The sequence below is a fragment of the Massilia sp. YIM B02769 genome, from assembly GCF_030411995.1.
GTDB lineage: Bacteria > Pseudomonadota > Gammaproteobacteria > Burkholderiales > Burkholderiaceae_D > Telluria.
In genome coordinates, this window is record NZ_JASNRC010000003.1 from 389,795 (window position 1) to 411,985 (window position 22,191).

The 22,191-nt window shown below is 64.6% G+C and carries 21 protein-coding genes and 4 tRNA genes; 9 read left to right on the plus strand and 16 right to left on the minus strand.

Going from position 1 to position 22,191, the window contains the following annotated elements:
• Positions 1-496 precede the first annotated feature (496 nt).
• From QPK31_RS06860 to QPK31_RS06870, 3 genes are all read left to right on the plus strand, one after another.
• Positions 497-892 (plus strand): hypothetical protein, encoded by a 396-nt coding sequence (locus QPK31_RS06860; protein ID WP_290422192.1) that lies wholly within the window; start codon positions 497-499, stop codon positions 890-892.
• Between the two features lie 331 nt (positions 893-1,223).
• On the plus strand, positions 1,224-1,832 hold the full coding sequence (gstA, locus tag QPK31_RS06865) for a glutathione transferase GstA (protein ID WP_290422193.1): 609 nt from the start codon (positions 1,224-1,226) through the stop codon (positions 1,830-1,832).
• Between the two features lie 53 nt (positions 1,833-1,885).
• Positions 1,886-2,455, plus strand: a complete 570-nt coding sequence (locus tag QPK31_RS06870; RefSeq protein ID WP_290422194.1) for a DUF1697 domain-containing protein — start codon at positions 1,886-1,888, stop codon at positions 2,453-2,455.
• A 16-nt stretch (positions 2,456-2,471) separates the two neighbouring features.
• On the opposite strand, the gene QPK31_RS06875 is transcribed toward QPK31_RS06870, so the two are convergent.
• On the minus strand, positions 2,472-2,741 hold the full coding sequence (locus QPK31_RS06875; protein ID WP_290422195.1) for a PEP-CTERM sorting domain-containing protein: 270 nt from the start codon (positions 2,739-2,741) through the stop codon (positions 2,472-2,474).
• Between the two features lie 574 nt (positions 2,742-3,315).
• Here QPK31_RS06875 and QPK31_RS06880 point away from each other — a divergent pair.
• Positions 3,316-5,274, plus strand: coding sequence for an AAA family ATPase (locus QPK31_RS06880; RefSeq protein WP_290422196.1), 1,959 nt, complete (start codon positions 3,316-3,318; stop codon positions 5,272-5,274).
• 221 nt (positions 5,275-5,495) lie between these two features.
• Here QPK31_RS06880 and QPK31_RS06885 read toward each other — a convergent pair whose 3' ends face one another.
• From QPK31_RS06885 to ybaL, 9 genes are all read right to left on the minus strand, one after another.
• A complete protein-coding gene (locus tag QPK31_RS06885) occupies positions 5,496-7,262 on the minus strand; it encodes an ABC transporter ATP-binding protein (protein WP_290422197.1) in 1,767 nt (588 codons plus the stop codon).
• Positions 7,259-7,894, minus strand: a complete 636-nt coding sequence (locus QPK31_RS06890) for a hypothetical protein (RefSeq protein ID WP_290422198.1) — start codon at positions 7,892-7,894, stop codon at positions 7,259-7,261. The genes QPK31_RS06885 and QPK31_RS06890 overlap by 4 nt, the downstream gene beginning before the upstream one ends.
• Positions 7,894-8,406: a MauE/DoxX family redox-associated membrane protein gene (locus tag QPK31_RS06895; RefSeq protein ID WP_290422199.1), complete on the minus strand. Its 513-nt coding sequence runs from the start codon at positions 8,404-8,406 to the stop codon at positions 7,894-7,896. The genes QPK31_RS06890 and QPK31_RS06895 overlap by 1 nt, the downstream gene beginning before the upstream one ends.
• Complete coding sequence (locus QPK31_RS06900; protein WP_290422200.1) at positions 8,403-9,269, minus strand: hypothetical protein; 867 nt, start codon at positions 9,267-9,269, stop codon at positions 8,403-8,405. Before QPK31_RS06900 ends, QPK31_RS06895 begins: the two co-directional genes overlap by 4 nt.
• Positions 9,257-10,264 (minus strand): RimK family alpha-L-glutamate ligase, encoded by a 1,008-nt coding sequence (locus QPK31_RS06905; RefSeq protein WP_290422201.1) that lies wholly within the window; start codon positions 10,262-10,264, stop codon positions 9,257-9,259. Before QPK31_RS06905 ends, QPK31_RS06900 begins: the two co-directional genes overlap by 13 nt.
• A 63-nt stretch (positions 10,265-10,327) precedes the next feature.
• On the minus strand, positions 10,328-10,519 hold the full coding sequence (locus QPK31_RS06910; protein WP_290422202.1) for a hypothetical protein: 192 nt from the start codon (positions 10,517-10,519) through the stop codon (positions 10,328-10,330).
• Positions 10,520-10,587: 68 nt separating this feature from the next.
• Complete coding sequence (locus QPK31_RS06915) at positions 10,588-10,779, minus strand: hypothetical protein (protein WP_290422203.1); 192 nt, start codon at positions 10,777-10,779, stop codon at positions 10,588-10,590.
• 73 nt (positions 10,780-10,852) lie between these two features.
• The gene (locus QPK31_RS06920; RefSeq protein WP_290422204.1) at positions 10,853-11,047 is read right to left on the minus strand and encodes a hypothetical protein; all 195 of its coding nucleotides are present in this window, start codon (positions 11,045-11,047) and stop codon (positions 10,853-10,855) included.
• 196 nt (positions 11,048-11,243) lie between these two features.
• Positions 11,244-12,944: a YbaL family putative K(+) efflux transporter gene (gene ybaL, locus QPK31_RS06925; protein WP_290422205.1), complete on the minus strand. Its 1,701-nt coding sequence runs from the start codon at positions 12,942-12,944 to the stop codon at positions 11,244-11,246.
• Between the two features lie 175 nt (positions 12,945-13,119).
• On the opposite strand from ybaL, the gene QPK31_RS06930 reads away from it, so the two are divergent.
• The 5 genes from QPK31_RS06930 (at position 13,120) to QPK31_RS06950 (ending at position 18,365) form a co-directional block, all read left to right on the plus strand.
• Positions 13,120-14,301 carry a lipid-transfer protein gene (locus QPK31_RS06930; RefSeq protein ID WP_290422206.1) on the plus strand — a complete coding sequence of 394 codons (1,182 nt, stop codon included), beginning with the start codon at positions 13,120-13,122 and terminating at the stop codon, positions 14,299-14,301.
• A gap of 10 nt (positions 14,302-14,311) precedes the next feature.
• Entirely contained in the window at positions 14,312-15,457 is a 1,146-nt protein-coding gene (locus tag QPK31_RS06935) for an acyl-CoA dehydrogenase family protein (RefSeq protein ID WP_290422207.1), read from the plus strand.
• Between the two features lie 71 nt (positions 15,458-15,528).
• A complete protein-coding gene (locus tag QPK31_RS06940; protein WP_290422208.1) occupies positions 15,529-16,680 on the plus strand; it encodes a CaiB/BaiF CoA-transferase family protein in 1,152 nt (383 codons plus the stop codon).
• A gap of 33 nt (positions 16,681-16,713) precedes the next feature.
• Complete coding sequence (locus QPK31_RS06945) at positions 16,714-17,982, plus strand: DUF445 domain-containing protein (protein WP_290422209.1); 1,269 nt, start codon at positions 16,714-16,716, stop codon at positions 17,980-17,982.
• A 74-nt stretch (positions 17,983-18,056) separates the two neighbouring features.
• A complete protein-coding gene (locus tag QPK31_RS06950; protein ID WP_290422210.1) occupies positions 18,057-18,365 on the plus strand; it encodes a putative signal transducing protein in 309 nt (102 codons plus the stop codon).
• 318 nt (positions 18,366-18,683) lie between these two features.
• Here QPK31_RS06950 and QPK31_RS06955 read toward each other — a convergent pair.
• The 6 genes from QPK31_RS06955 to mutL form a co-directional block, all read right to left on the minus strand.
• Positions 18,684-18,760: transfer RNA gene (locus QPK31_RS06955), tRNA-Met, on the minus strand.
• A 70-nt stretch (positions 18,761-18,830) separates the two neighbouring features.
• A tRNA-Met gene (locus tag QPK31_RS06960) sits at positions 18,831-18,907 on the minus strand.
• Positions 18,908-18,977: 70 nt separating this feature from the next.
• Positions 18,978-19,054 (minus strand) — tRNA-Met (locus QPK31_RS06965).
• Between the two features lie 70 nt (positions 19,055-19,124).
• Positions 19,125-19,201, minus strand: a tRNA-Met gene (locus QPK31_RS06970).
• 91 nt (positions 19,202-19,292) lie between these two features.
• Complete coding sequence (gene miaA / locus QPK31_RS06975; protein WP_290422211.1) at positions 19,293-20,255, minus strand: tRNA (adenosine(37)-N6)-dimethylallyltransferase MiaA; 963 nt, start codon at positions 20,253-20,255, stop codon at positions 19,293-19,295.
• A gap of 3 nt (positions 20,256-20,258) precedes the next feature.
• Entirely contained in the window at positions 20,259-22,178 is a 1,920-nt protein-coding gene (gene mutL, locus QPK31_RS06980) for a DNA mismatch repair endonuclease MutL (protein ID WP_290422212.1), read from the minus strand.
• Positions 22,179-22,191: the final 13 nt, after the last annotated feature.

Here is a 22,191-nt window from a genome sequence, read left to right on the forward strand (position 1 = left end):
TTTGCTCAGCCGCATTGCCAATCTATTCAGATTGTTAAATTGCGCTAAGGAATCAAAAGGCGGCGTGCAAGGCAGAGTCAGGCTTTGCTCAAGATATTTCCTGTTGTAAATCAATACGTTCGGCTTAAATTCTTTCACACAAATTAACGGAAGAAATCTCTTGCGTGCGCCACAAATTATCCCCATGTGTTGAAATGCCTATGTGACAAGCTTTCCACACGATAGCTTGATTTCCAACAATGACTCATGTGCTCAGGACGGATGTTCAAATACTGTGCGAGTCTGATAATTTGTTTGAAAGACAAGTGCGTAAGGGGGAGTGTTAAGCAGAGCGCATGCGCAAGGGCATGTTTCTTAAGCGAAGCTTCAGACTTGTTCTTCAGACTTGTTTTGAATGTTGGCGCAAGAGCGTGTTTGGGAACTTATGTTGATAGCAGCACAGTCTTAACAAAGTTCGTAAAGAACTATTTTAAACCACACTCACGAGGTAAAAATCATGGCACATCATGCTTTGTCTTCACAGGAAAGCTACAACCCCAACCATCTGCTCGATATCCTGCTGGGCAAGATGCAACTGAAAAACGACGCTGCGCTGTCGCGCATGCTGGAAGTGGCCCCGCCGGTCATCAGCAAGATCCGCCACCACCGTCTGCCGGTCGGCGCCTCGCTGCTGATCCGCATGCACGAAGTCACCGGCATGAGCATCCGCGACCTGCGCGACCTGATGGGCGACCGCCGCACCAAATACCGCCTGTCGGACGCACAAGGCCGCCCGAAACCAGAAGAGAAGGCAGCACAGGCCGCCGCGGCAGCCCAGCAGCAACAGCAGCAACAGCAGCAGCAATCGCAAGGCAACGAAACTTCGTCGTCGACCGGTAATTATGCGCACTAATACCGGCGGCATGGCAGATTTATTTGCCGTGCCATCGGTGATGCGCGGCAGCTGCCCGGCGCGCTAAGGCGCCGCGCACGCTGCCGGCTTTCTCCCACGTCCTGTCCGGGACGCGTGTTTCTTCCCATCGTTTCCTGATTTCTTTTCCGGCGCCCACCAGGGCAGGCCGGTGTTTTTTTGCGCGTCCGCCGCACCTGCCCAGCGGATTGAGCGGCCCCAAGCAGGCCGGTGCCGATTGCGGTATTCTCGCGCTGCCCTGGCACGGTGTGTGCCGTTTGCCATGGCTGCCGGCCGACCCGCCGTGCTCGACCACCCAGACAAAGGACCATTCATGAAACTGTATTTCAGCCCCGGCGCCTGCTCGCTGTCCCCGCACATCGTCCTGCTCGAAGCCGGCCTGGCCTTCAGCGCCGAGCGCGTCGACCTCGGCAAGAAACTCACGGCCAGCGGCGCGGACTTCCGCAGCATCAATCCGAACGGATACGTGCCGGCGCTCGAACTCGACAACGGCGCGGTGCTGACCGAAGGGCCGGCCATCGTCCAGTACCTGGCCGACCTGGCGCCGCAGGCCAACCTGCTGCCGGCTGTCGGCAAGGTCGAGCGCTACGAAGCCCTGGGCTGGCTGAACTACATTTCCACCGAACTGCACAAGAACTACAGCCCGCTGTTCAAGCCGGATGCCAGCGACGACATGCGCGCCAACGCCCGCAAGATGCTGGCGCTGCGTTTCTCGCACATCGCGCGCCACCTCGACAGCCGTGACTTCCTGGCCGGCGACCAGTTCAGCGTGGCCGACGCCTACCTGTTCACTGTGCTGGGCTGGGCCGACGTCGTCAAGTTCAGCCTGGCCGACTGGCCGCAGCTGCAAGCCTTCCGCGCGCGCATCGGCGCCCGCCCGGCCGTGCAGCAGGCGCTGCGCGACGAAGGTCTGCTGAAATAAGTTGTTGAAAGAAAAATGATGCCGCCCAGCCTACGGGGCGGTACCATGGCCGCATGACGAGCAAACGCTACATCGCCCTGTTACGCGGCATTAACGTCGGACGCGCCAAGCGCGTCGCCATGGCCGACCTGCGCACCCTGGTGGCCGACCTCGGCCATACCGATGTGCGCAGCCTGCTGAACAGCGGGAACATCGTGTTCGGCGCCGGCGACATCGACCCGCTGCTCACTGCCAGCGCCATCGAGGAAGCCATGGTGCTGAAACTCGGCGTGGCCGCGCGCGTGATGGTGCTGGCCGGGGACGACCTGGCTGCCGTGCTGGCGGAAAATACCTTGTTGTCGCTGTCTACCGACCATGCGCGCCTGCTGGTCTTCCTGCTGCCGGACGCGGCTGCGCGCGAGGCGATCCTGCCGCTGTGCGAACGCGACTGGGGCGAGGGCGCATTGGCCGTCGGCCAGCGCGCCGCCTATGTCTGGTGTCCGGACGGCGTGCTCGACAGTCCTGCGGCTGCAGCGCTCGGCAAGCAGCTGGGTGATACCACGACCTCGCGCAACTGGAACACCCTGTGCAAGCTATACGCGCTGTGTGCAGAAGCGGCGCCCGCGCCGGGCAAGAAAACCTGAGACTGCGCGCTGCGCACTATTTGAACTTTTCGCTGCTGTCGCGCCGGCGTGCCCGGTAGCCGAGCAGCACCAGGCCGACCAGCATCATCGCAAACACTTCCGGTTCCGGCAGCTCCGACATCTGCGCCGGTGGGGCAAGGACATCGAGACGGGGTGTGGGGGCCAGGTGGGACACGCGCGGAAGCGGTGCAGCGCCGGCCTGCGGCGGCGACAGATCGACGACGGCAGCCTGGGCCGCGCCACCGACCACCAGACCCAGCGCCAGGGCAAATAAGAATCTGTTCACGATTGTTCCCTTCCTTGCAGATAGTGCTGGGTACAAACGCCTCACACGAAACGGAGGCGATCTCGCATACGCCACCGGCTACGCGAAAAGCATAACAAAAAACGCTGGTCATTTTGTGTTCGATTCGCGCGCGCATGGCGGCGAACAAGGCCGCCGCCGCAGGAAGCGGCTCCTTGCCATGTTAAAGAAATGCGACACGCCCGGAATCGGGCAGTATCAAGACATCAAGACTTTGCGCATGAACCGTTAGCGTCGTGTCAAGCTCTTGCCGCTATGGATAGACGCTTTATCGATACTTTTGACAGGCTCATAACGATTTCGCTTGTCAGCCTTTCCAGCTATGCGTGCGATCAAAAAAATTTAAGCTTCCCGTATACATCTCGCTTTTCTTTACGGGTATAGTCTCCCTATCCCTGTTGCCTACCGGCATCAAAAAGATGTCGAATGCTTATCTGTTCGACTCCATGCGGCCCCTGAATCGGCCGCCGCCATTCCGACAAGCGCACCCCGGAAGGCCGCCCCCGCACCACGCACTGTTGCATCACGCGCACCATACATTCGTAGAGTACCGAACATGCCCAACTTTGCCCGACTCCAGATCGCTTTCAAGAACGTCTACGTCCGTATCGCCACCGCCGTCGTGCTGGGTGCGATTGCCGGCGTGGCGATCTGGTCGGCGGACAAGCCGCAAGACCCTAGCCCGGTCGTCCACTCGCAGGACATTTCCGAAATCACCCGCCTGGCCACGCAGAAGGACAAGCTCGATTACCTGATGGTGGCCAAGCCGCTGTCGGAGTCGCCGCGCTACGTATTCAAGTTCAAGGGTTCGCCGGAACTGCACGTGGTCAAGGTGCCGAGCACCTCGCACCTGAGCCTGGAGCGCGAAGTCCTGCTGAAGAACGCCATCCCTTATTCGATCGCCAAGGACGACTACCTGGCTACGCACAAGGCCGTGCTGGACGAAGAAGGTTCGGCCGGCGCCCACGCCGTCGACTTCCTGAAGCGCCACGCTTTCGAGATCGTGCTGCTGCTCCTGATCGTGTATTGCCTGAAATTCGGCATTCCGGGCATGGGCGCCAGCTCGACCATGATCACCCCGGACAAGCTGAAGGGCAGCATGGATGACCTGATCGGCATGGACGACATCAAGCAGGAAGTGCTGCACCTGGAAGACATGATCCGCAACCGCGACGAGTATGCCTCGCACAACATCGACAAGCCGTTCAACGTGATGCTGACCGGTCCTGCCGGTACCGGCAAGACCAAGCTGGTCGGCTACCTGGCCAAGCGCCTCGGCATGCCGCTGATCTCGGCTTCGGGTTCGGCGCTGGAATCGGGCTACGTCGGCGGCGGCTCGAAAGCCCTGAACGCCCTGTACCGCAAGGCTTGCGCCAAGGGCAAGTGCATCATCTTCCTCGACGAAGGCCAGAGCCTGTTCATGCCGCGCGGCCGCAGCGAAAAGAAATGGGAAGACGACACCGCGAATACCCTGCTCGGCCTGCTGGACGGCGTGAAGAGCGACAAAGGCCAGAACGTGATCTGGATCATCGCCTCGAACTTCGACGATGCCTCGACCGAGATGGACGAAGCGATGCTGCGCCGCTTCTCGGTGAAGATCAACTTCCGCCTGCCGAACAAGATGGAACGGCGCGAACTGCTGAAGAGCTTCCTGGCACGTAAGAAGGAAGGCCTGGTCGACTACGACGACCTCGACCTCGACCAAGTGGCGGAAATCACCCAGAACCTGAGCCCGGCGCTGCTGGAAACCGTGGTCGAGCGTGCATCGATGCTGTCGATCCAGGAAAAGACGATCATCAACACCGATTTGCTGTTCCGTGCCTACGAGCGCGCCACCATCGGCCTGACCGATCGCGCCACCACTGCCGAGAAGCACAAGCAGCGCGAGCGCATCGCCCTGCACGAACTGGGCCACTTCTTCATGCAGATCGACCCGCACCTGCGCGCCGGCCTGTCGCTGGCCGAAGTGAAGGAAAAGTCGCACCTGCTGAAGATCTCGACCGAAGCCGTGTCGAAGATCGGCGCCCTGGGTTACGTGCTGCAGTCGGGCGACGACATGTCGCTGCGCACCCTGGAAGAACTCGAGCGCGACGTGATCGGCCTGTACGGCGGCATGGCGGCGGAAGAGCTGTTCTACGGCGCCCGCGGCATCTCGGTCGGCGCCCAGAACGACATCGAGAAAGTGACCAAGATGCTGAACCTGATGGTCAACCGACTGTCGATGTACTCGCGCTCGAAGATCGACTACAGCCAGCTGCAGAACGACGCCAGCGGCGAGCACACCCTGCGCCAGATGGAAGAAAAGGCCGATGAGCTGTACAGCTACACCCTGGGCGCGATGCGCGACTACCGCGCCATGATCGAGTCGATCAAGGACACGCTGCTCGACCAGTACGTGCTGTCGAAGGACGCCGTGTTCGCGCTGCTGGAAGAGCGCAAGGAATTGCTGCAGTTCGCACCGAAGCACGCCAACCTGAAGCTGTGCGCCGAAACCGGCGAGATGGTTGCCGCATAAAGCCGGCGACCTGAAAAAAAGCCCGCTGTGCGCAAAGCGCCAGCGGGCTTTTTGTTTGCCGCCGCAACTGGGTTTCGTAGGGTGGGGTCATTGATGCTGGCGGCATCAATGACGTGCCCACGCGGTTACGCACGCTTCCGGCGGACACGTACGGTGACGTGTCGCTCGCGATGCCCGCGCCGGTCCGTAAAACCCGCCCAGCACGTTGCAACATCGCGGCGCTAGGCCGCCTCCAGCGGCGCATCCAGCCGCCCATACTGCGCCAGCTGATGCCGCATCAGCTCCGCATACGCCCCGTCCGCCTGCCGCAGCAGCTCGGCATGGCTGCCCTGCTGGCAGATCCGGCCGCCGGCCAGCACCACGATGCGGTCGGCATGCACGATGGTCGACAGGCGATGCGCGATGACGATGGTGGTGCGCCCGCGCATCAGGTTGTCCAGCCCGGCTTGCACCAGGGTTTCGCTGGCCGCATCCAGGGCGCTGGTGGCTTCGTCGAGGATCAGGATGGCCGGGTCGCGCAGCATGGCGCGGGCGATCGCGATGCGCTGCTTCTGCCCGCCCGAGAGTTGCACCCCGCGTTCGCCAACCACCGTCTCGTACCCATCGGGAAACGCCAGGATGAAATCGTGGGCCTGGGCGCGCCGGGCGCAGGCCTCGACTTCTTCCTGCGTCACCTCGCGTTCCGGCACGGCGAAGCGGATATTCTCGGCAATCGTGCCGGAAAACAGCGACGGTTCCTGCTCCACCAGCGCCACGTGGCGGCGCAGGGCGGCCGGGGCCAGGGCGGTGGCATCGAAGGCGTCGAACAGGATGCGTCCGGCGCCGGGCGGGTAGTGGCCCAGCAGCAGGTTTGCAATGGTCGACTTGCCGGCGCCCGAGGAGCCGACCAGGGCCACCGTCTCGCCCGGCGCCACCTGCAGGCTGACGCCATCGAGCGCGGCCTGGGCCGGGCGCTGCGGATAACGGAAACCCACGTCCTCGAACCGCAGCCGGCCCGACAGCGTGGCCGGCTGCAGGCCATCTTCCGCGCACGGCGCCAGGCGCAGCAGCTCGAAGATGCGGTCGGTGGCGCCCAGGGTGCGCATCCAGCTGCTCCAGAATTCGGCCAGCGAACTGGCTGATTCGGTGACCATGGTGGCGTAGAGGATGAAGGCGGTCAGCTGGCCGACCGTCAGCTCGCCGCGGCCGATCAGCCAGGCGCCGAAGCACAGCGTGCACAGCAGGGCCAGATACAGCAGCAGCTGCAGGGAGCCCTGGAATAGCGCCGCCAGCCGCACGTTCGCCAGCGCCGCCCCGAGCGCGCGCCCGGCCGCCCGGCCATAGCGGCCGCTGGCGCCGGTCTGCTGGTTGAAGGCATGCACCAGGCGCACGTTGGCGAAATGCTCCTGCGCCACCTTGCCGCTCTCGGCCACGCTGCTCTGCACCTCGCGCGCCCGCTGGCGGTAGCTGTTGCCGGAACGTTTGCCGAGATACAGGCTGACCGGGATGAACAGCGCCAGCGGCAGGCTGAGCAGGGGAGACAGCGCGAGCAGCATGGCGACGCCGCCGCCGAACACGCAGAGCGAGCGCAGCACGTTGGCGGCGCCCACGGTCAGGCTTTCGTGCACGGCCAGCACGTCGGCATGCAGGCGGCTGGTCAGCTCGCCGACATGGTGCTGGTCGAAGAAGCCGATCGGCTGGCGGATCAGGACGTCGAACAATTGCCTGCGCAGGCGCAGCACGATGTGCTGGCTGGCCGACTGGAACAGATAGAAGCGCAGCGAGGACGCGGCGGCCAGCAGGACGGCGGCGCCCAGCATCCCCAGCACCAGGTGCGGCGGAATGCCGTGCTGTTGCAACTGGGCCGCATGGTCGATGAACCAGGCGATCGCGCGCGGGAAGCCGAGCTGGATCAGGACGCCCGCGCCCATGCACAGCAGGGCGGCCGCCAGCCGACCCTTGACCGGGCGCAGCAGGCGCAGGCGTTCGAGGTGCGGGGCGACGTTCATGCGGCTGCCGGCACGGGGCCGCCCGCGAAGTCACCGGCCTGGCCCGGCTGCGCGGTCAGCTGCTCAGTCAGCTGCTCGGTCAGCTGCTCATTCAGCTGACTGAGCAGCTGTTCGGTCAACCCCAGCCAGTTCCCGTCACCGATCAGCCCGGCGGCCTCGATGATGCCTGCGTGGTTCACGAACAGGTAGGCCGGCGCGGCCAGGCGCGGATTCAGGGTCTTGTAGTCGTCCAGGCGCGCCTGCCAGACGGCATCGAGCAGCGGCGTGCCGGCCAGGAAGCGGCGCAGGCGGAACGCCGGCTCCACGCTGACGACGCGCAGGGCCAGCCCGGCGTGCGCGGCGGGCGAGAGCAGGGCCGCCACTTCCGGCACCCGTGCGCGGCACTTGTCGCACTTGCTGGTCAAGAACACCAGGGCGCAGGCCTGGCCCGGCGGCAGCAAGTCTTCGCCGCGGCGGCTGCCGAGGCGGCGTGCCGCGATGCGGGATGCGGGCTCGCCGACCGCGGGGACCGGCAGTGCCGGGGTGTCGCGCTCCTTGCGCAGGCGCCGCATTACACCCAGGCTCAGGTGCAGGTTGAAGGCCAGGCCGAAGGCGAGGATGGCCAGGACCAGGAGCAGGAGTGGGCGGTCCATCAGCGCGTCCTCGTGAGCACGACCAGGTCGTGGAAATTGACGGCGGCCACGCACAGCCAGGCGCCGATGCCGGCGGCCACCAGGGCTTCGCCGGCCAGCGGCGGCTGCGCGGGCGCCAGGCCGAGCGCGCTCCCCATCGCGCCCAGCACCAGCAGGTTGCGCAGCAGGTCATAGCCCGACAGCGGACGCGCCGATTCGCCGAAGCAGCTGCAGCGCACCACGCCGCGCGTGAAGAACTGGTAGCCCAGCACCATGGTAAAGGTGAGCATCAGGAGAAAGGAGAGCGCCATCCCGGCACGGCCCGGCGCCGCGAGCAGCAGGCTTGCCGCTGCCAGCTCGGCCACGACCAGTACCGGCGCCGCGATGGCGGCTGTCCCTGGTGCCAGGCCGAAGGAGGTGCCGAGCTCGCTGCGAAAGCCGGGCCAGGTACGCAGTTTTCCGAGTGCCGCGGCCAGCCACCACCAGGCGGCGAACCAGCGCAGCATCTCGCCGGCGAATTGTTGGACCGTCATGCCGCGTCTCCGTCGATCCACAGCGGCGCCAGCGCCTCGGCATGGCGGCGCCGCCGTTTCACAGCCTCGCGCGTCGCGAGCAGGGCATCGAACCAGGGTGCGTCCTCGGATGCGCGCTGGGCGCCGCCCACCGTTTCCTGCAGCAGGGTCGAGATCGTCCAGGCCAAGTCTTCGGTCGTGGTGTCGCGCCGGATCGGCAGGCCGAGCGCGGCCAGCTCGTCGCCGGTGATCGCATAATTGTGCGAGTGGAAGCCAGCCATCAGCTGGCGTACCAGCCGGTCGTCGCTGTCGCCGCTGCCTCCCTGGCGGGTGGCCAGCAGCTCCCTGGCGATCTGCTCGATCTCGAGGTTGCTGCGGTAAAACGCGGTGAGCGAAGGCGGGAAGATGCTGTTGCACAGCAGCGCGACCGATTCGTTGCGCGCTTGTTCCGCGTCCAGGCCGAACCAGGACGCGGCCATGTCGCCGAACAGCTTGATGTCGAGGCCGCTGAAAGTGCTGCCGTCGGCGCCGCTGAGCTGCGGGTCGACCGGCGAAAACAGGGCCAGTTCGCCGGCCACGATCTCGTCGGCGCAGAGGGTGAGCAGGGTCGCGGACGACTGGCAGTGATACGGCACGATGAAGGCCAGGTGGCGGGCGTGCCTGCGCAGCAGCAGGGCGATGCGGCGCGCCGCGTTCACGACCCCGCCGCGCCCATGCAGCACCACGTCCAGGCGCTCGACCTGGCCCAGCAGGCGACATTGCTCGTACAGGGCCGGCAGCAATTCGAAGTCGAGGTGGGACGCGGCCAGCACCAGGACCGTGCTGTCGCGCCGGTGTTCCAGCATCGTGATGGCATGCTGCAGGGAGGCGCTCAGCGCTGGCATGCGGCCCCCATGATCAATTGGTCCGCCATGGCTTCCAGCATCTTGAATTCCGGGATCAATTGTTCGACGTAGAGGAACTGGCCGCCCGGGTTATTTTCCAGGAAAACGTATTCGCCTTCGGGCGTCAGGATCAGGTCGAGCGCCCCGTATTCCAGCCCGTAGCTGTGGACGAAATCGACGCAGCGCACTTCCACCTCCGGCGGCAGGCGCGTCGCTTCGTAGGGAATCTCGGCCGACATGTCGCGCGAGTCGATCATGGTGCGGGCATCCAGCTGGGAATGGATTTTGGCCGCGAATACGCGCTCGCCGATCACGGTGACGCGCAATTCGACCCGCTTGGGCACGTATTCCTGGAAGTGGCAGAACAGTTCGTCCACGGCCGCCAGGTCGTCCAGCATGGCGTCTTCCACCAGCACCGTGCCCAGGCCGCCGCTGATGCGCTGCTCGGGTTCCAGTTTTTCGCGGGCCAGGGTCGGGCTGGACAGGGTCTTGAAGATCTTGCGGCCTTCCAGGCCTTGCAGGAACTGGCGCGCTTCGGCGGCCGAATTGGTGACGATCGAGGCCGGCACCCGGAAGCCGAGGCGCATCGCGCGTTTCAGCTGCTCGCCTTTCCACTGCGCCGCGCGCAGTGCGCGCGGATGGCTGATCCAGTAGCAGTCGAGGTTGTAGAGGAGGCCGAACAGGGCCTGCTCGGTTTCGAGCCCGGCAAAGGCGCGCTCCTGCGGTGCCAGGTCTTCGCTGCGGTAGGCGAATTCGGCCGCCTTGCGCAGCCAGACGGCGCCGACCTCGTCCAGGTCGAGCCAGCTGTCGTCGCCCAGGCGGCGGATGCGCTGGCGCACGCGTCCATTGTCGAAGGTCTGCGTGCACTGGTAGTCGCGCGGGAAGGCGTCGAGGTCGATGCGGAACAGGCGGTGGCCTTTGGCGCCGATCAGGGGCGCGACCAGGTCGGCATGGAGGTCGGCGCTGTTGGTGACGAACAGGATCGTATGAGGCATGGGGCACCGTTTTACTGTGGTGATGAAAAAGCCCTGGCGGGCAGGGCTTCCTGTACAGCTAACTCAGCAGTAAATGCCGCCGTCTTCGCTCCAGTTGGTCGACATGCGGTACATGTCGTTGTGCTTGCTCGGCACGTCGGTGCAGCCTGCCACGGCCACGCCTTCGCGCACTTTCCATTGCTGGGCCGGCTGGGCCTGGTTCTGTTTCTGGGCGAGCTGGAAGGCAAACAGTTTCTTTGGTTCCTGGTTTTGCATTGTCTTTTCCTTTGGAAACGTCATGGTGTCCAGTGGAGAGCCCTGCGGAGCCAGGACTCCCGAGCGCATCAGCAGTAGTCGCCACCGTCGGTGCCGAGGCGCGGCGTGGTTTCGCGCAAAGGCGCGAATTCTTCGTCGAGCACGCTGCAGCCGGCAACGGCAACGCCATCACGCACTTTCCATTGCTGGGCCGGCTTGGCCTGGGCGCGTTTCTCGGCCAGCTGGAAGGCAAACAGTTTTTTCGGTTCCTGGTTCTGCATGTCCTGTTCCTTTGAAAACGTTCTTGTGCAAATAGCAAAAAGCCCTGCGGGTGCAAGGCTTTTCAGGGATGGATCAGCAGTAGATGCCGCCGTCGGTGCCGACGTAGCGGTCGGTATTGCGGTAGTCGAGGCTGTCGGGATCGACCAGCGAGCAACCGGCAACGGCAACGCCGTCGCGCACTTGCCATTGCTGCGCCGGCTGGACCTTTTGCTCTGCCTTGCCGGCGAGTTTGAAGGCGAACAGTTTGCTTTGCGTTTGATTCTGCATTTCACAATCCTTTCTTGGGTGTTAAGGATGAAGCTGCATGCGGACACATTGTTGCCGCGAATAAAGGTTAAAAGCAGATATGAGGAAAGTCAACAAAATTGTTATTCATGCAATATGGGTATGCATAATGGGTGGTGCAAGGACGAAAAAAAGCCCCGCGATACGCGAGGCTTTCGATGGCAAAGGGGCCGCAGCGTCAATGCGCGTGCTGCACATCCTTCAGGGTATCGAGCACATAGCGTGTCATGCTGCCGGCCAGTTCGTGCTCGCCCAGGAACACCTTGCCGCCGGTGTCCTCGCGCAGCAATTCCGCTTCCTGCTCGTTATGCGTGCGCACCACGACGCGAATCCCCGGGTTGAGCGCCTTGGCCGTCTCGATCATGGTGCGCACATGGAAGGTGTCCGGCGTGGCGATGACGAGCACCGCCGCACGCGCGATGTGCGCCTGGATCAGCACCGCCGGTTCCGCCGCATTCCCCACCACCGCCGGCTGCTCGCGCTTGCGCAGGGCGTCGACGATTTCGCGGTTCTGTTCCGCCACCACGTAGTGGATGCCTTGCGCGGTGAGACCATCGGCAATGCGACGGCCGACGCGGCCGTAACCGACCAGCACCACCTGGCCGGTGAGGCGCTCGTGCGGCACGCTCATCGGCAGTTCGGCCAGCGGATCGGGCGAGCTTTCGAGTTTGCGCACCATGTCCGAATTCTTGCGCAGCCAGCGCTGCAGCGGCTCGATGGCCGTGAACAGCAGCGGGTTCACCGCGATCGAGATGATGGCGCCGGCCAGGATCAGGCTTTGCCCTTCCTGCGGCATCAGGCCCAGCGAAATGCCCAGCGCCGCCAGGATGAAGGAGAACTCGCCGATCTGGGCCAGGCTGGCCGACACCGTGATCGCGGTGTTCAGCGGATAGCGCAGCGCCAGCACCAGCAGCATCGCCGCGATCGACTTGCCGAAGATGATGACGGCCACGACCGCCAGCACCTTGAACGGGCTTTCGACGATCACCATCGGGTCGAACAGCATGCCGACCGAGACGAAGAACAGCACCGAGAACGCGTCGCGCAGCGGCAGGGACTCTTCGGCGGCGCGGTGCGACAGTTCGGATTCGCGCAGCACCATGCCGGCGAAGAAGGCGCCCAGCGCGAACGACACGCCGAACAGGTGCGAGGAGCCGAAGGCGATGCCGACCGCCGCGGCGATCACCGACAGCGTGAACAGCTCGCGCGAATTGGTCTTGGCCACGCGCCACAGGAACCAGGGGAAGAGCTTGCGTCCGACGATCAGCATGAAGGCGACAAAGGCGCCCACCTGCAGCAGGGTTTTACCGAGGGCGTACCAGATCGATTCGTCGCCGCCCGCGCCCTTGCCGCCAAGCGGACCGGCGAGCGCCGGCAGCAGCACCAGCACCAGCACCGTCACCAGGTCCTCGACCACCAGCCAGCCGACCGCGATGCGGCCATTCATGGAGTCGAGCACGCCGCGGCTTTCGAGTGCGCGCAGCAGCACCACGGTACTGGCCACCGACAGCGCCAGGCCGAACACCAGGCCGGCGCCCCAGCTCCAGCCCCAGAAGTGCGACATGACCATGCCCATGGCCGTGGCCACGGCGATCTGCAGCACCGCGCCGGGCAGGGCGATCCTGCGTACGTCGAGCAGGTCGCGCAGCGAGAAGTGCAAGCCGACGCCGAACATCAGCAGCATCACCCCGATCTCCGCCAATTGCGATGCCAGCGACATGTCGGCCACAAAACCCGGTGTTGCGGGACCGATCAGGACGCCGGCGGCGAGATAGCCGACCAGCGCGGGCAATTTCAGGCGGATGGCGATCATCCCGAAAATGAGGCCGAAGCCCAGCGCGGCGGCAATGGTGGTGATCAGACTGAGTTCATGATGCATGCAGTACAGCTCCTTATCAAGGTTGAATCAAAGCAGTATAAGCGACGTAGCCATCAGGCCGGGAAAAAAATAGAGAGGGGCCTCGGGCGCCGGCCGCGTCAATCGCCGTGCGATCTGTCTATAATCGAACGACAAAAAGGACAGACAGTCCGCCTACAAAAACAAGGAGACAGGCATGAACAAGGTCTACGTGACCGGCGTCGGGATGATCCCGTTCGCCAAGCCCGGCGCAAGCGCGCCTTACCACCAGATGGGGGCGGACGCCGCCCGCGCCGCCCTGCAGGACGCCGGCCTCGGTTACGACGACATCGAGCAGGCCTACGCCGGCTACGTCTACGGCGATTCCACCTGCGGCCAGAAGGCCCTGTACGGCGTCGGCATGACCGGCATCCCCATCGTCAACGTCAACAACAACTGCTCGACCGGCTCCACCGCCCTGTTCCTGGCGCGCCAGGCGATCGCCAGCGGCGCCGCCGACTGCGTACTGGTGCTGGGCTTCGAGCAGATGAGCCCCGGCGCCCTCGGCTCCGTCTTCACCGACCGTCCGGCGCCCTTCGACGACTTCGACGCCGTCACCGACCGCCTGGTCGGCAAGCCCGAAATCCCGCTGGCGCTGCGCTACTTCGGCGGCGCGGGCCTGGCGCACATGGAAAAATTCGGCACGCCTCTGGCAGCGTTCGCGCGCATCCGCGCCAAGGCCAGCCGCCACGCCGTCAACAATCCGCTGGCGCTGTTCCGCAAGGAAGTCACGGAGCAGGACGTGCTCGACGCCCCCGCCATCTGGCCCGGCGTGATGACGCGCCTGATGGCTTGTCCGCCAACCTGCGGCGCCGCGGCCGCCGTGCTGGTGTCGGAAGAATTTGCAAAGAAGCGCGGCCTGCGCGCGGATGTGCACATCGCGGCCCAGGCCATGACCACCGACCGCGCCAGCACCTTCGACGCGAACGACATGATGCGCCTGGTCGGCTACGAGATGAGCCGCGAGGCGGCCGCCAAGGTTTACGAGCAGGCCGGCATCGGCCCGAATGACCTCGACGTGATCGAGCTGCACGACTGCTTCGCCCACAACGAACTGATCACCTACGAAGCCCTGGGCCTGTGCCCGGAAGGCGGCGCGGACAAATTCATCCGCGCGGGCGACAACACCTACGGCGGCAAGGTCGTCACCAATCCGTCGGGCGGGCTGCTGTCGAAAGGCCACCCGCTCGGCGCCACCGGCCTGGCGCAATGCTTCGAGCTGACCCACCAGCTGCGCGGCAGCGCCGGCGCGCGCCAGGTCGAGGGTGCGCGTACGGCGCTGCAGCACAACCTGGGCCTGGGCGGCGCCTGCGTCGTCACCATGTACCGCGCGGCTTGAGGAGGACGCCATGGAGTTGATGACGCCTTCCTGGAGCAATCCAGAACTCGCATCGTTCCGCGATGCCGTGCGCCGTTTCGTCGCCAGCGAAATCGCCCCGCACGGGCAGCGCTGGCGCGACCAGCAGCACGTCGACCGGGCGCTGTGGAACAAGGCGGGCGAGATGGGCCTGCTCGCTGCCGACATCCCCGAGGAATACGGCGGCGCCGGCGGCAACTTCGCCCACATGGCCGTGGTGTTCGAGGAGCTGGGCTACGCCGGCGACATGGCCTTCGGCCTGCACGTGCACGCCATCGTCGCCCACTACCTGCTCAATCAAGGCACCGAGGAACAGAAGCGCCGCTACCTGCCGCAGCTGGCCAGCGGCGAGATGGTCGCGGCCATCGCCATGTCGGAACCGGACGCCGGCTCGGACCTGAAAGCCATCCGCACCACTGCCGTGCGTGGCGCGGATGGCTACCGCCTGAACGGCTCGAAGACCTTCATCTCGAACGGCTACCTGGCCGACCTGGTCCTGGTGGTGGCGAAAACCGACCCGGCTGGCGGCGCGAAAGGCATCTCCCTGATGCTGCTCGAAACCCGCGACAATCCGGGCTTCCGTGTCGGCCGCATCCTGGAAAAGGTCGGGCAAAAGGGCCAGGATACCTGCGAGCTGTTCTTCGACGATGCGCACGTGCCGCTGGCGAACGTGCTCGGTGGCGAGGAGGGCAGGGGCTTCGTCCAGCTGATGACCGAGCTGCCCTACGAGCGCACCATCATCGGCGTGGCCGGCGTGGCCGCCATCGAACGCGCCCTGCACCTGACGGTGGAGCATGCAAAGGAACGCCGCGCCTTCGGCCAGGCGCTCATCGAGATGCAGAACACCCGCTTCGTGCTCGCCGAAATCAAGACCGAAGCCACGGTGGCGCGCATCTTCATCGACCGCTGCGTCGAGGACATGCTGGCCGGGCGCATGGACACGGTGCGCGCCTCGATGGCCAAGTACTGGCTCTCCGACCTGCAATGCAAGGTGGTCGACCAATGCGTGCAGCTGTTCGGCGGCTACGGCTACATGCTCGACTACCCGATTGCCCAGATGTACGTCGACGCCCGCGTCCAGCGCATCTACGGCGGCGCCAACGAGATCATGAAAGAGATCATCGCCCGCTCCTTGTAAACGCTGGGTTTTTCGTAGGGTGGGTTCTCGAACCCACCACGACACCGCCCGCTCATTCGAAACCGTAAAAAATGCCCGGTCCCCTCCACGGTATCAAGATCATCGAAATGGTCGGCATCGGCCCTTGCCCCTTCGCCGCCATGATGCTGGCCGACATGGGCGCCGAGGTGATCCGCATCGACCGCAAGCCCGTCCCCGGCGCCGCCACGCCTTTCCCCAGCCTCGGCACCAGATACGACGTCATGGCCCGCGGCCGCCGCTCCCTCGCCCTCGACCTGAAGCACCCCGAGGCCAAGGAGGTGGTCCTGACACTGCTGGAGCAAGCCGACATCCTGCTCGAAGGCTTCCGCCCCGGCGTGATGGAACGCCTCGGCCTCGGTCCCGACACCTGCCTGGCGCGCAACCGGAGACTGGTCTACGGCCGCATCACCGGCTGGGGCCAGACCGGTCCCTTGTCGCAAGCCGCCGGCCACGACCTGAACTACATCGCCCTGTCCGGCATGCTGCACGCCATGGGCCGTGCCGATTCACCGCCAGCGCCACCCCTGAACCTGGTCGGCGACTTCGGCGGCGGCGCCATGATGCTCGCCTTCGGCGTGGTCTGCGCCGCCCTGGAGGCACGCAGCTCCGGCAGGGGCCAAGTGGTCGACGCCGCCATGACCGACGGCTCGGCGCTGCTGGGCGCGATGATGTACGGCCTGCGCGCCCACGGTTCCTGGGTTGATGCGCGCGCCGCCAACATGCTCGATGGCGGCGCACCGTTCTACGACACCTACGCCTGCCGCGACGGCAAATACCTGTCGGTCGGCGCCATCGAACCGCAGTTCTACGCCCAGCTGCTGGACCTCGCCGGCGCGACCGACCCGGACTTCCTGAAACAGTGGAGCCAGAAGCGCTGGCCCGAACTGAAAGCGAAGTTCGCCGCCCTGTTCGCCACCCGCACGCGCGACGAATGGTGCGCGCTGCTGGAGGGAAGCGACGCCTGCGTCGCCCCCGTGCTCGACATGGCCGAAGCGCCGCACCACCCGCACAACCGCGCGCGCGGTGCTTTTGTGGACATCGACGGCGTCACCCAGCCCGCCCCGGCCCCGCGCTTCAGCCGCACCGCGCCGGAAGTGGCCGCCGCACCCGCCACGCCCGGCCAGCACAGCGCCGAGATCCTGGCCGACTGGGGCTGGAACCAGGACGCAATCGCGCAGCTGAAAACCGCCCAGGTCATATAGGATTGCCGATGTAGACAACTCATCCGTGGCCCCATGACGAAAGAACGCGAACTCGATCAATCGAAACGGCTGGCGCTGGCCTTCTTCATCGGCGCGGCCGCGCTGTTCGTGCTGAGCTTTTTCCTGCCCCAGACCTGGTGGACAGGATTACTGAAAGCCTTTTCCGAAGCGGCGATGGTGGGCGCCCTGGCCGACTGGTTCGCGGTGGTGGCGCTGTTCAAGCGCGTGCCGATTCCGGTGGTGTCGCGGCATACGAACATCATCCCGAACAACAAGGCCAAGATCGCCGATAACCTGGCGCTGTTCGTGCGCGAGAAATTCCTGGATACCGAATCCATTGTCGGCCTGATCCGCAAGCACGATCCGGCGCAAAAGGTCGCCGACTGGCTGGTGAAGCCGGAAAACACCGGCCGCATGGGGCAATATTTGGTGAAAGTCGCGACCTGGATGCTCGACTTCACCGAAGACACGGCCGTGCAGAACTTCCTGCGCAAGGCCGTGCATTCGATGGTCAAAAGCGTGGATCTATCGAAATCCGCCGGCACCATCCTGGAAAGCCTGACGCGGGGAGGGCGCCACCAGGAACTCCTGAACGAAGGCATCCACCAATTGGCGCGGCTGCTGGATAACGAGGAAACGCAGTCGTATATTTCGCAGGGCATCGTCGACTGGCTGAAGGAGGAATATGCCTTCATCGAAAAGATGCTGCCGTCGGAACTGATCGGCCGTAAAGGCGCCGATATCGCCGTGCGCCTGGCATCGGGGATCCTGAACAAGGTGAGCGCCGATCCGCACCACCCGCTGCGCCAGCGTTTCGACGTCTTCACCGCCGAATTCATCGAGCGTTTGAAAGCCGACCCCGCGTTTTCCGAGCGCAGTGAGGAAATCAAGAACTACCTGCTGAACGACGAAGCGCTGAACAATTACCTGGCTTCGCTCTGGAACGAGCTGCGCGACTGGCTGAAACGCGATTTGCAGGGCGATACCTCAATGCTGCGCGGCCGTATCGAAGCCACTGGCGCCTGGCTGGGCCAGACCCTGGCCGACGACCCGCAGCTGCGCCAATCCTTGAACGACAACCTGGAACTGGCGTCGCGCGCGGCGGCGCCGGAATTCGCGGTCTTCCTGACCCGCCATATCGCCGACACCGTGAAAAACTGGGACAGCGCCGAGATGTCAGAACAAATCGAACTGAATATCGGCAAGGATTTACAATTTATTCGCATAAATGGCACGATCGTCGGCGGCTTGATCGGGGTGACGCTGTACCTGCTGTCGTCGCTCCCGGCTCTGCTGCGATAAGCGTGCAATCCGGCGTCATCCCATGACGGGACGCGGTAGTATGTGCTCATCCACCAACACGGCAGGGGAAGGTCATGGAACAAGCGCTGGACGCGTGGCTGGCCGCGCACCCGGAAATCGAAGCCGTCCCCGGACGCGACCTGTTCATCGTCGCGCGTTACCTGGTGCCGATGGAGGCGGCCATGATGCAAGGCTGCCTGGAAGCCTCGGGCATTCCGGCGGTATTGGCCGATGCCCACCTGATGCAAACCGATCTTTTATTGGCGCCGGCCTTGGGCGGCGTGCGCATCCTGGTCCCGGCAAGTTATTTGCAGCAGGCGCAATCGGTGATCGAGGCCTATGGCCGCGGCGAATTCGCGTTGGATGAGGATGCCGAGGTCTGATGGTGCCGGCGCCGAATGTCATCGCCGACGTATCCCCGTACGGTGGGCACGCTGTGCCCACGCGGAACGATGAATATGGTTGGCATGGTTTTACCCGTGCCTCAACCCTATCGAAACGTATCAGGATGATCATTTGGAAGCGCCAACGAATGACATCTGTACGATTCGAATATCGCTAACACGGCGCATGCTTCCGCGTGGGCACGGAGTGCCCACCCTACGGTCGTTGTCGCATGAACAAAATGTCAGCGCATGAATTAAAGCCGACCCATAAACCAAAAAGCCGCCGATTCTTGCGAACCGGCGGCTTGTCGTATCTGGTGGTGATAGGTGGACTTGAACCACCGACCCCAGCATTATGAGTGCTGTGCTCTAACCAACTGAGCTCTATCACCGAAAGCTGCGTAATGAAACCTGATAAGCAAATGGCTTGACTCGCATGAGCCAAGCCATCGCTTGGTTTTCTGGTGGTGATAGGTGGACTTGAACCACCGACCCCAGCATTATGAGTGCTGTGCTCTAACCAACTGAGCTATATCACCGAAAGCTGCGTACTGAAACCTGATAAGCAAATGGCTTGACTCGCATGAGCCAAGCCATCGCTTGGAATTCTGGTGGTGATAGGTGGACTTGAACCACCGACCCCAGCATTATGAGTGCTGTGCTCTAACCAACTGAGCTATATCACCGAAAGCTGCGTACTGAAACCTGATAAGCAAATGGCTTGACTCGCATGAGCCAAGCCATCGCTTGGAATTCTGGTGGTGATAGGTGGACTTGAACCACCGACCCCAGCATTATGAGTGCTGTGCTCTAACCAACTGAGCTATATCACCAAAGAGAACGATATTATCCAAGGCAGAACGCGCTCTGTCAAGGCTGCCTCAGCGAAACGACGCGAAACAGCAAGCCGTTGTTGCTGCACTGCTATTTTTGCAAGCCCTCCAGATGGCCCAGGATCTCGCCCGCCGGGTCGCGCCCCATGAAGTCGATCACGATCCGGTCCGGCATCGCGCGCAGCCAGGTCAGCTGGCGCTTGGCCAACTGGCGCGTGGCAATGATGCCGGTCTCGCGCAGGACGGCGCGGTCGATCTTGCCGTCCAGGTAATCCCAGGATTGGCGGTAGCCGACGCAGCGCATCGAGGGCAAATTCGGCGACAGATCGCCACGCGCACGCAGGCGCGCCACCTCGGCCACGATGCCGCTATCGTCCGACGTGCCCAGCATCTGCTCGAAACGCAGCGCGATGCGCTTGTGCAGGATGGCGCGGTCCGGCGTCTCCAGCGCAAACGACGCCAGCTCGAAAGGCAATACCGGCTTGGCGCGCCGCGCCAGCAGTTCCGACATCGGCTTGCCGGTGAGCTCGATGATTTCCAGCGCGCGGTTGATGCGCTGGGCGTCAGCGGGCGCCAGGCGCTCGGCCGTCACCGGATCGAGTGCGCGCAGCCTGGCGTGCATGCCCGGCCAGCCGATCCGCGCCGCTTCCGCATCGATGCGCGCGCGTACCTCGGCGTCCGCCGTCGGCAAATCGTCCAGGCCATCGGTCAGGCCCTTGAAATACATCATCGTACCGCCCACGAGCAGCGGCAGCTTGCCGCGCGCGCCGATCTCTTCCACCAGGCGCAGGGTGTCGTTCCTGAACTGCATCACCGAATAGGCGTCGAGCGGGTCGATGATGTCGATCAGGTGGTGCGGCACGGCCGCCAGTTCCTCAAGCGTCGGCTTGGCGGTGCCGATGTCCATCTCGCGGTACACCAGGGCCGAGTCGACCGAGATGATCTCGACCGGGCGTTCGCGCGCAATGGCGAGGGCGGCAGCGGTCTTGCCCGACGCGGTCGGGCCCATGATCGCCACGGCCAGCGGCCGGGCGTTGTTGACGTGTTCAACCATTGTTTATTGACCGCGCAGGAACAGTTTGTCGAGGGCCGCGATGTCGAGCTGGACCCAGGTCGGACGGCCGTGGTTGCACTGGTCGGCGCGCTCGGTGCTTTCCATCTGGCGCAGCAGCGCGTTCATTTCGGGGATGGTGAGGATGCGGTTGGCGCGCACCGCCGTGTGGCAGGCGAGCGTCCCGAGCAGTTCGTTGCGGCGCTCGATCAGCACGCGCGAGCCGCCGAATTCGCGCACGTCGCGCAGCACGTCGCGCGCCAGCGTTTGCGCGTCGGCGTTCTTCAGCAGCGTCGGCACCGCGCGCACGGCCAGCGTGGTCGGCGACAGCGCGGCGATGTCGAAGCCCAGCGCCTTCAGGGTGTCCTGGTGGTCGTTGGCGGTGGCCACCTCGATGGCGTCGGCAAAGAAGGTCACCGGGATCAGCAGCGACTGCACCTGCATGTCCTGGCCCTCGACCTGGGCGTCGAGCGCATTCTTCAGTTGCTCGTACAGGATGCGTTCGTGCGCCGCGTGCATGTCGACCAGCACCAGGCCGCGCGTGTTCTGGGCCAGGATGTAGATGCCGTGCAGCTGGGCCAGGGCGAAGCCGAGCGGGAAGTCGTCGTTGCTCGGGGCGCTTGATACGGCCGGCATCGGCCCCACCTGCAGCGGCGCCGATGGTGACGATGGCGCCGCTGCGCCAGTGCGTTCGTTATCGGCAAACAGCGCGCCGTAGTTTGCCGTGGTCTGGGCGACGCCCTGCGTGCCTGGGGCATCCCAGCGGCTGCCCGGCGGATACGGCGACGGCGAGAAGGTCGGCGCCAGTTGCGCGCCGAACGAGGTCTGCTCGTGCGGCCGGCGCCAGTTGGCGCTGGCGTTCGAGGCCGTCGGCGTGATCTCGGCGGCGGTGAGCGGCGCGGGCACGCTGCCGTGCGCCGTGGCCGAGGTCTGCGCCAGCGCGCGCTGCACCGCGTGGAACACGAACTGGTGCACGGCGCGGCTGTCGCGGAAGCGCACTTCGGTTTTCGATGGGTGCACGTTGACGTCGACCAGGGCCGGGTCGAGGTCCAGCGCCAGCACGTACGACGGGAAGCGGTCGCCGTGCAGCACGTCCTGGTAGGCGGCGCGCACCGCGTGCACCAGCACCTTGTCGCGCACAAAACGCCCGTTCACGTAGAAGAACTGGCCGTCGGCACGCGCCTTCGAGGCGGTGGGCAGGCCGGCATAGCCGAACAGGCGCAAGGGGCCGGCGACTTCATCGATGGCGATGCGCGCCTCGGCGAAATCGTTGCCCAGGATCTGGCTGCTGCGCCGGGCCATCTCGCACACGTTCCAGTGGTCGATGGTGCGGCCGTTGTGGGTCAGGCTGAAGGACACGTCGGGCCGCGCCAGCGCGATGCGGCGCACGACCTCGGCGCAGTGGCCGTATTCGGTCTGCTCGGATTTGAGGAACTTGCGGCGCGCCGGCGTGTTGAAATACAGGTCCTGCACGTCGATGGTGGTGCCGAGCGGGCCGGAGGAGGGCACGACCTGGCCCAGGTGCGAGCCGACGATTTCCCAGGCATGCGGCGCGTCCTTGGTGCGCGAAGTGATCGCCACCGCCGCCACCGAGGCGATCGAGGCCAGCGCCTCGCCACGGAAGCCCAGCGTCGCCACGTTCTCGAGGTCGGTCAGCGAGGCGATTTTCGAGGTGGCGTGGCGCGCCAGCGCCAGCGGCATCTGGTCGGGCTCGATGCCGCGGCCGTTGTCGGTAATCGCGATGCGCTTGACGCCGCCTTCTTCCAGGCGGATCGTGATCTGGGTAGCGCCGGCGTCCAGCGCATTTTCCAGCAGCTCCTTGACGACAGCCGAGGGCCGCTCGACGACCTCGCCAGCGGCGATCTGCGAGATCAGCTGGTCGGGAAGTTGCTGGATGGGGCGGTGGGTGGGGACGGGCGCGTTCATCGTTCAGATTATA

Excerpts from the sequence above, each read along its gene's own strand:
- QPK31_RS06870 (WP_290422194.1), top strand. The coding sequence starts at position 1,886 with ATGACGAGCAAACGCTACATCGCCCTGTTACGCGGCATTAACGTCGGA.
- QPK31_RS06885 (WP_290422197.1), bottom strand. The coding sequence starts at position 7,262 with ATGAACGTCGCCCCGCACCTCGAACGCCTGCGCCTGCTGCGCCCGGTC.
- QPK31_RS06935 (WP_290422207.1), top strand. The coding sequence starts at position 14,312 with ATGGAGTTGATGACGCCTTCCTGGAGCAATCCAGAACTCGCATCGTTC.
- QPK31_RS06920 (WP_290422204.1), bottom strand. The coding sequence starts at position 11,047 with ATGCAGAATCAAACGCAAAGCAAACTGTTCGCCTTCAAACTCGCCGGC.
- QPK31_RS06930 (WP_290422206.1), top strand. The coding sequence starts at position 13,120 with ATGAACAAGGTCTACGTGACCGGCGTCGGGATGATCCCGTTCGCCAAG.
- QPK31_RS06945 (WP_290422209.1), top strand. The coding sequence starts at position 16,714 with ATGACGAAAGAACGCGAACTCGATCAATCGAAACGGCTGGCGCTGGCC.
- QPK31_RS06905 (WP_290422201.1), bottom strand. The coding sequence starts at position 10,264 with ATGCCTCATACGATCCTGTTCGTCACCAACAGCGCCGACCTCCATGCC.
- mutL (WP_290422212.1), bottom strand. The coding sequence starts at position 22,178 with ATGAACGCGCCCGTCCCCACCCACCGCCCCATCCAGCAACTTCCCGAC.
- QPK31_RS06880 (WP_290422196.1), top strand. The coding sequence starts at position 3,316 with ATGCCCAACTTTGCCCGACTCCAGATCGCTTTCAAGAACGTCTACGTC.
- QPK31_RS06950 (WP_290422210.1), top strand. The coding sequence starts at position 18,057 with ATGGAACAAGCGCTGGACGCGTGGCTGGCCGCGCACCCGGAAATCGAA.
- QPK31_RS06895 (WP_290422199.1), bottom strand. The coding sequence starts at position 8,406 with ATGACGGTCCAACAATTCGCCGGCGAGATGCTGCGCTGGTTCGCCGCC.
- QPK31_RS06860 (WP_290422192.1), top strand. The coding sequence starts at position 497 with ATGGCACATCATGCTTTGTCTTCACAGGAAAGCTACAACCCCAACCAT.
- QPK31_RS06900 (WP_290422200.1), bottom strand. The coding sequence starts at position 9,269 with ATGCCAGCGCTGAGCGCCTCCCTGCAGCATGCCATCACGATGCTGGAA.
- QPK31_RS06910 (WP_290422202.1), bottom strand. The coding sequence starts at position 10,519 with ATGCAAAACCAGGAACCAAAGAAACTGTTTGCCTTCCAGCTCGCCCAG.
- QPK31_RS06915 (WP_290422203.1), bottom strand. The coding sequence starts at position 10,779 with ATGCAGAACCAGGAACCGAAAAAACTGTTTGCCTTCCAGCTGGCCGAG.
- QPK31_RS06940 (WP_290422208.1), top strand. The coding sequence starts at position 15,529 with ATGCCCGGTCCCCTCCACGGTATCAAGATCATCGAAATGGTCGGCATC.
- gstA (WP_290422193.1), top strand. The coding sequence starts at position 1,224 with ATGAAACTGTATTTCAGCCCCGGCGCCTGCTCGCTGTCCCCGCACATC.
- QPK31_RS06890 (WP_290422198.1), bottom strand. The coding sequence starts at position 7,894 with ATGGACCGCCCACTCCTGCTCCTGGTCCTGGCCATCCTCGCCTTCGGC.
- ybaL (WP_290422205.1), bottom strand. The coding sequence starts at position 12,944 with ATGCATCATGAACTCAGTCTGATCACCACCATTGCCGCCGCGCTGGGC.
- miaA (WP_290422211.1), bottom strand. The coding sequence starts at position 20,255 with ATGGTTGAACACGTCAACAACGCCCGGCCGCTGGCCGTGGCGATCATG.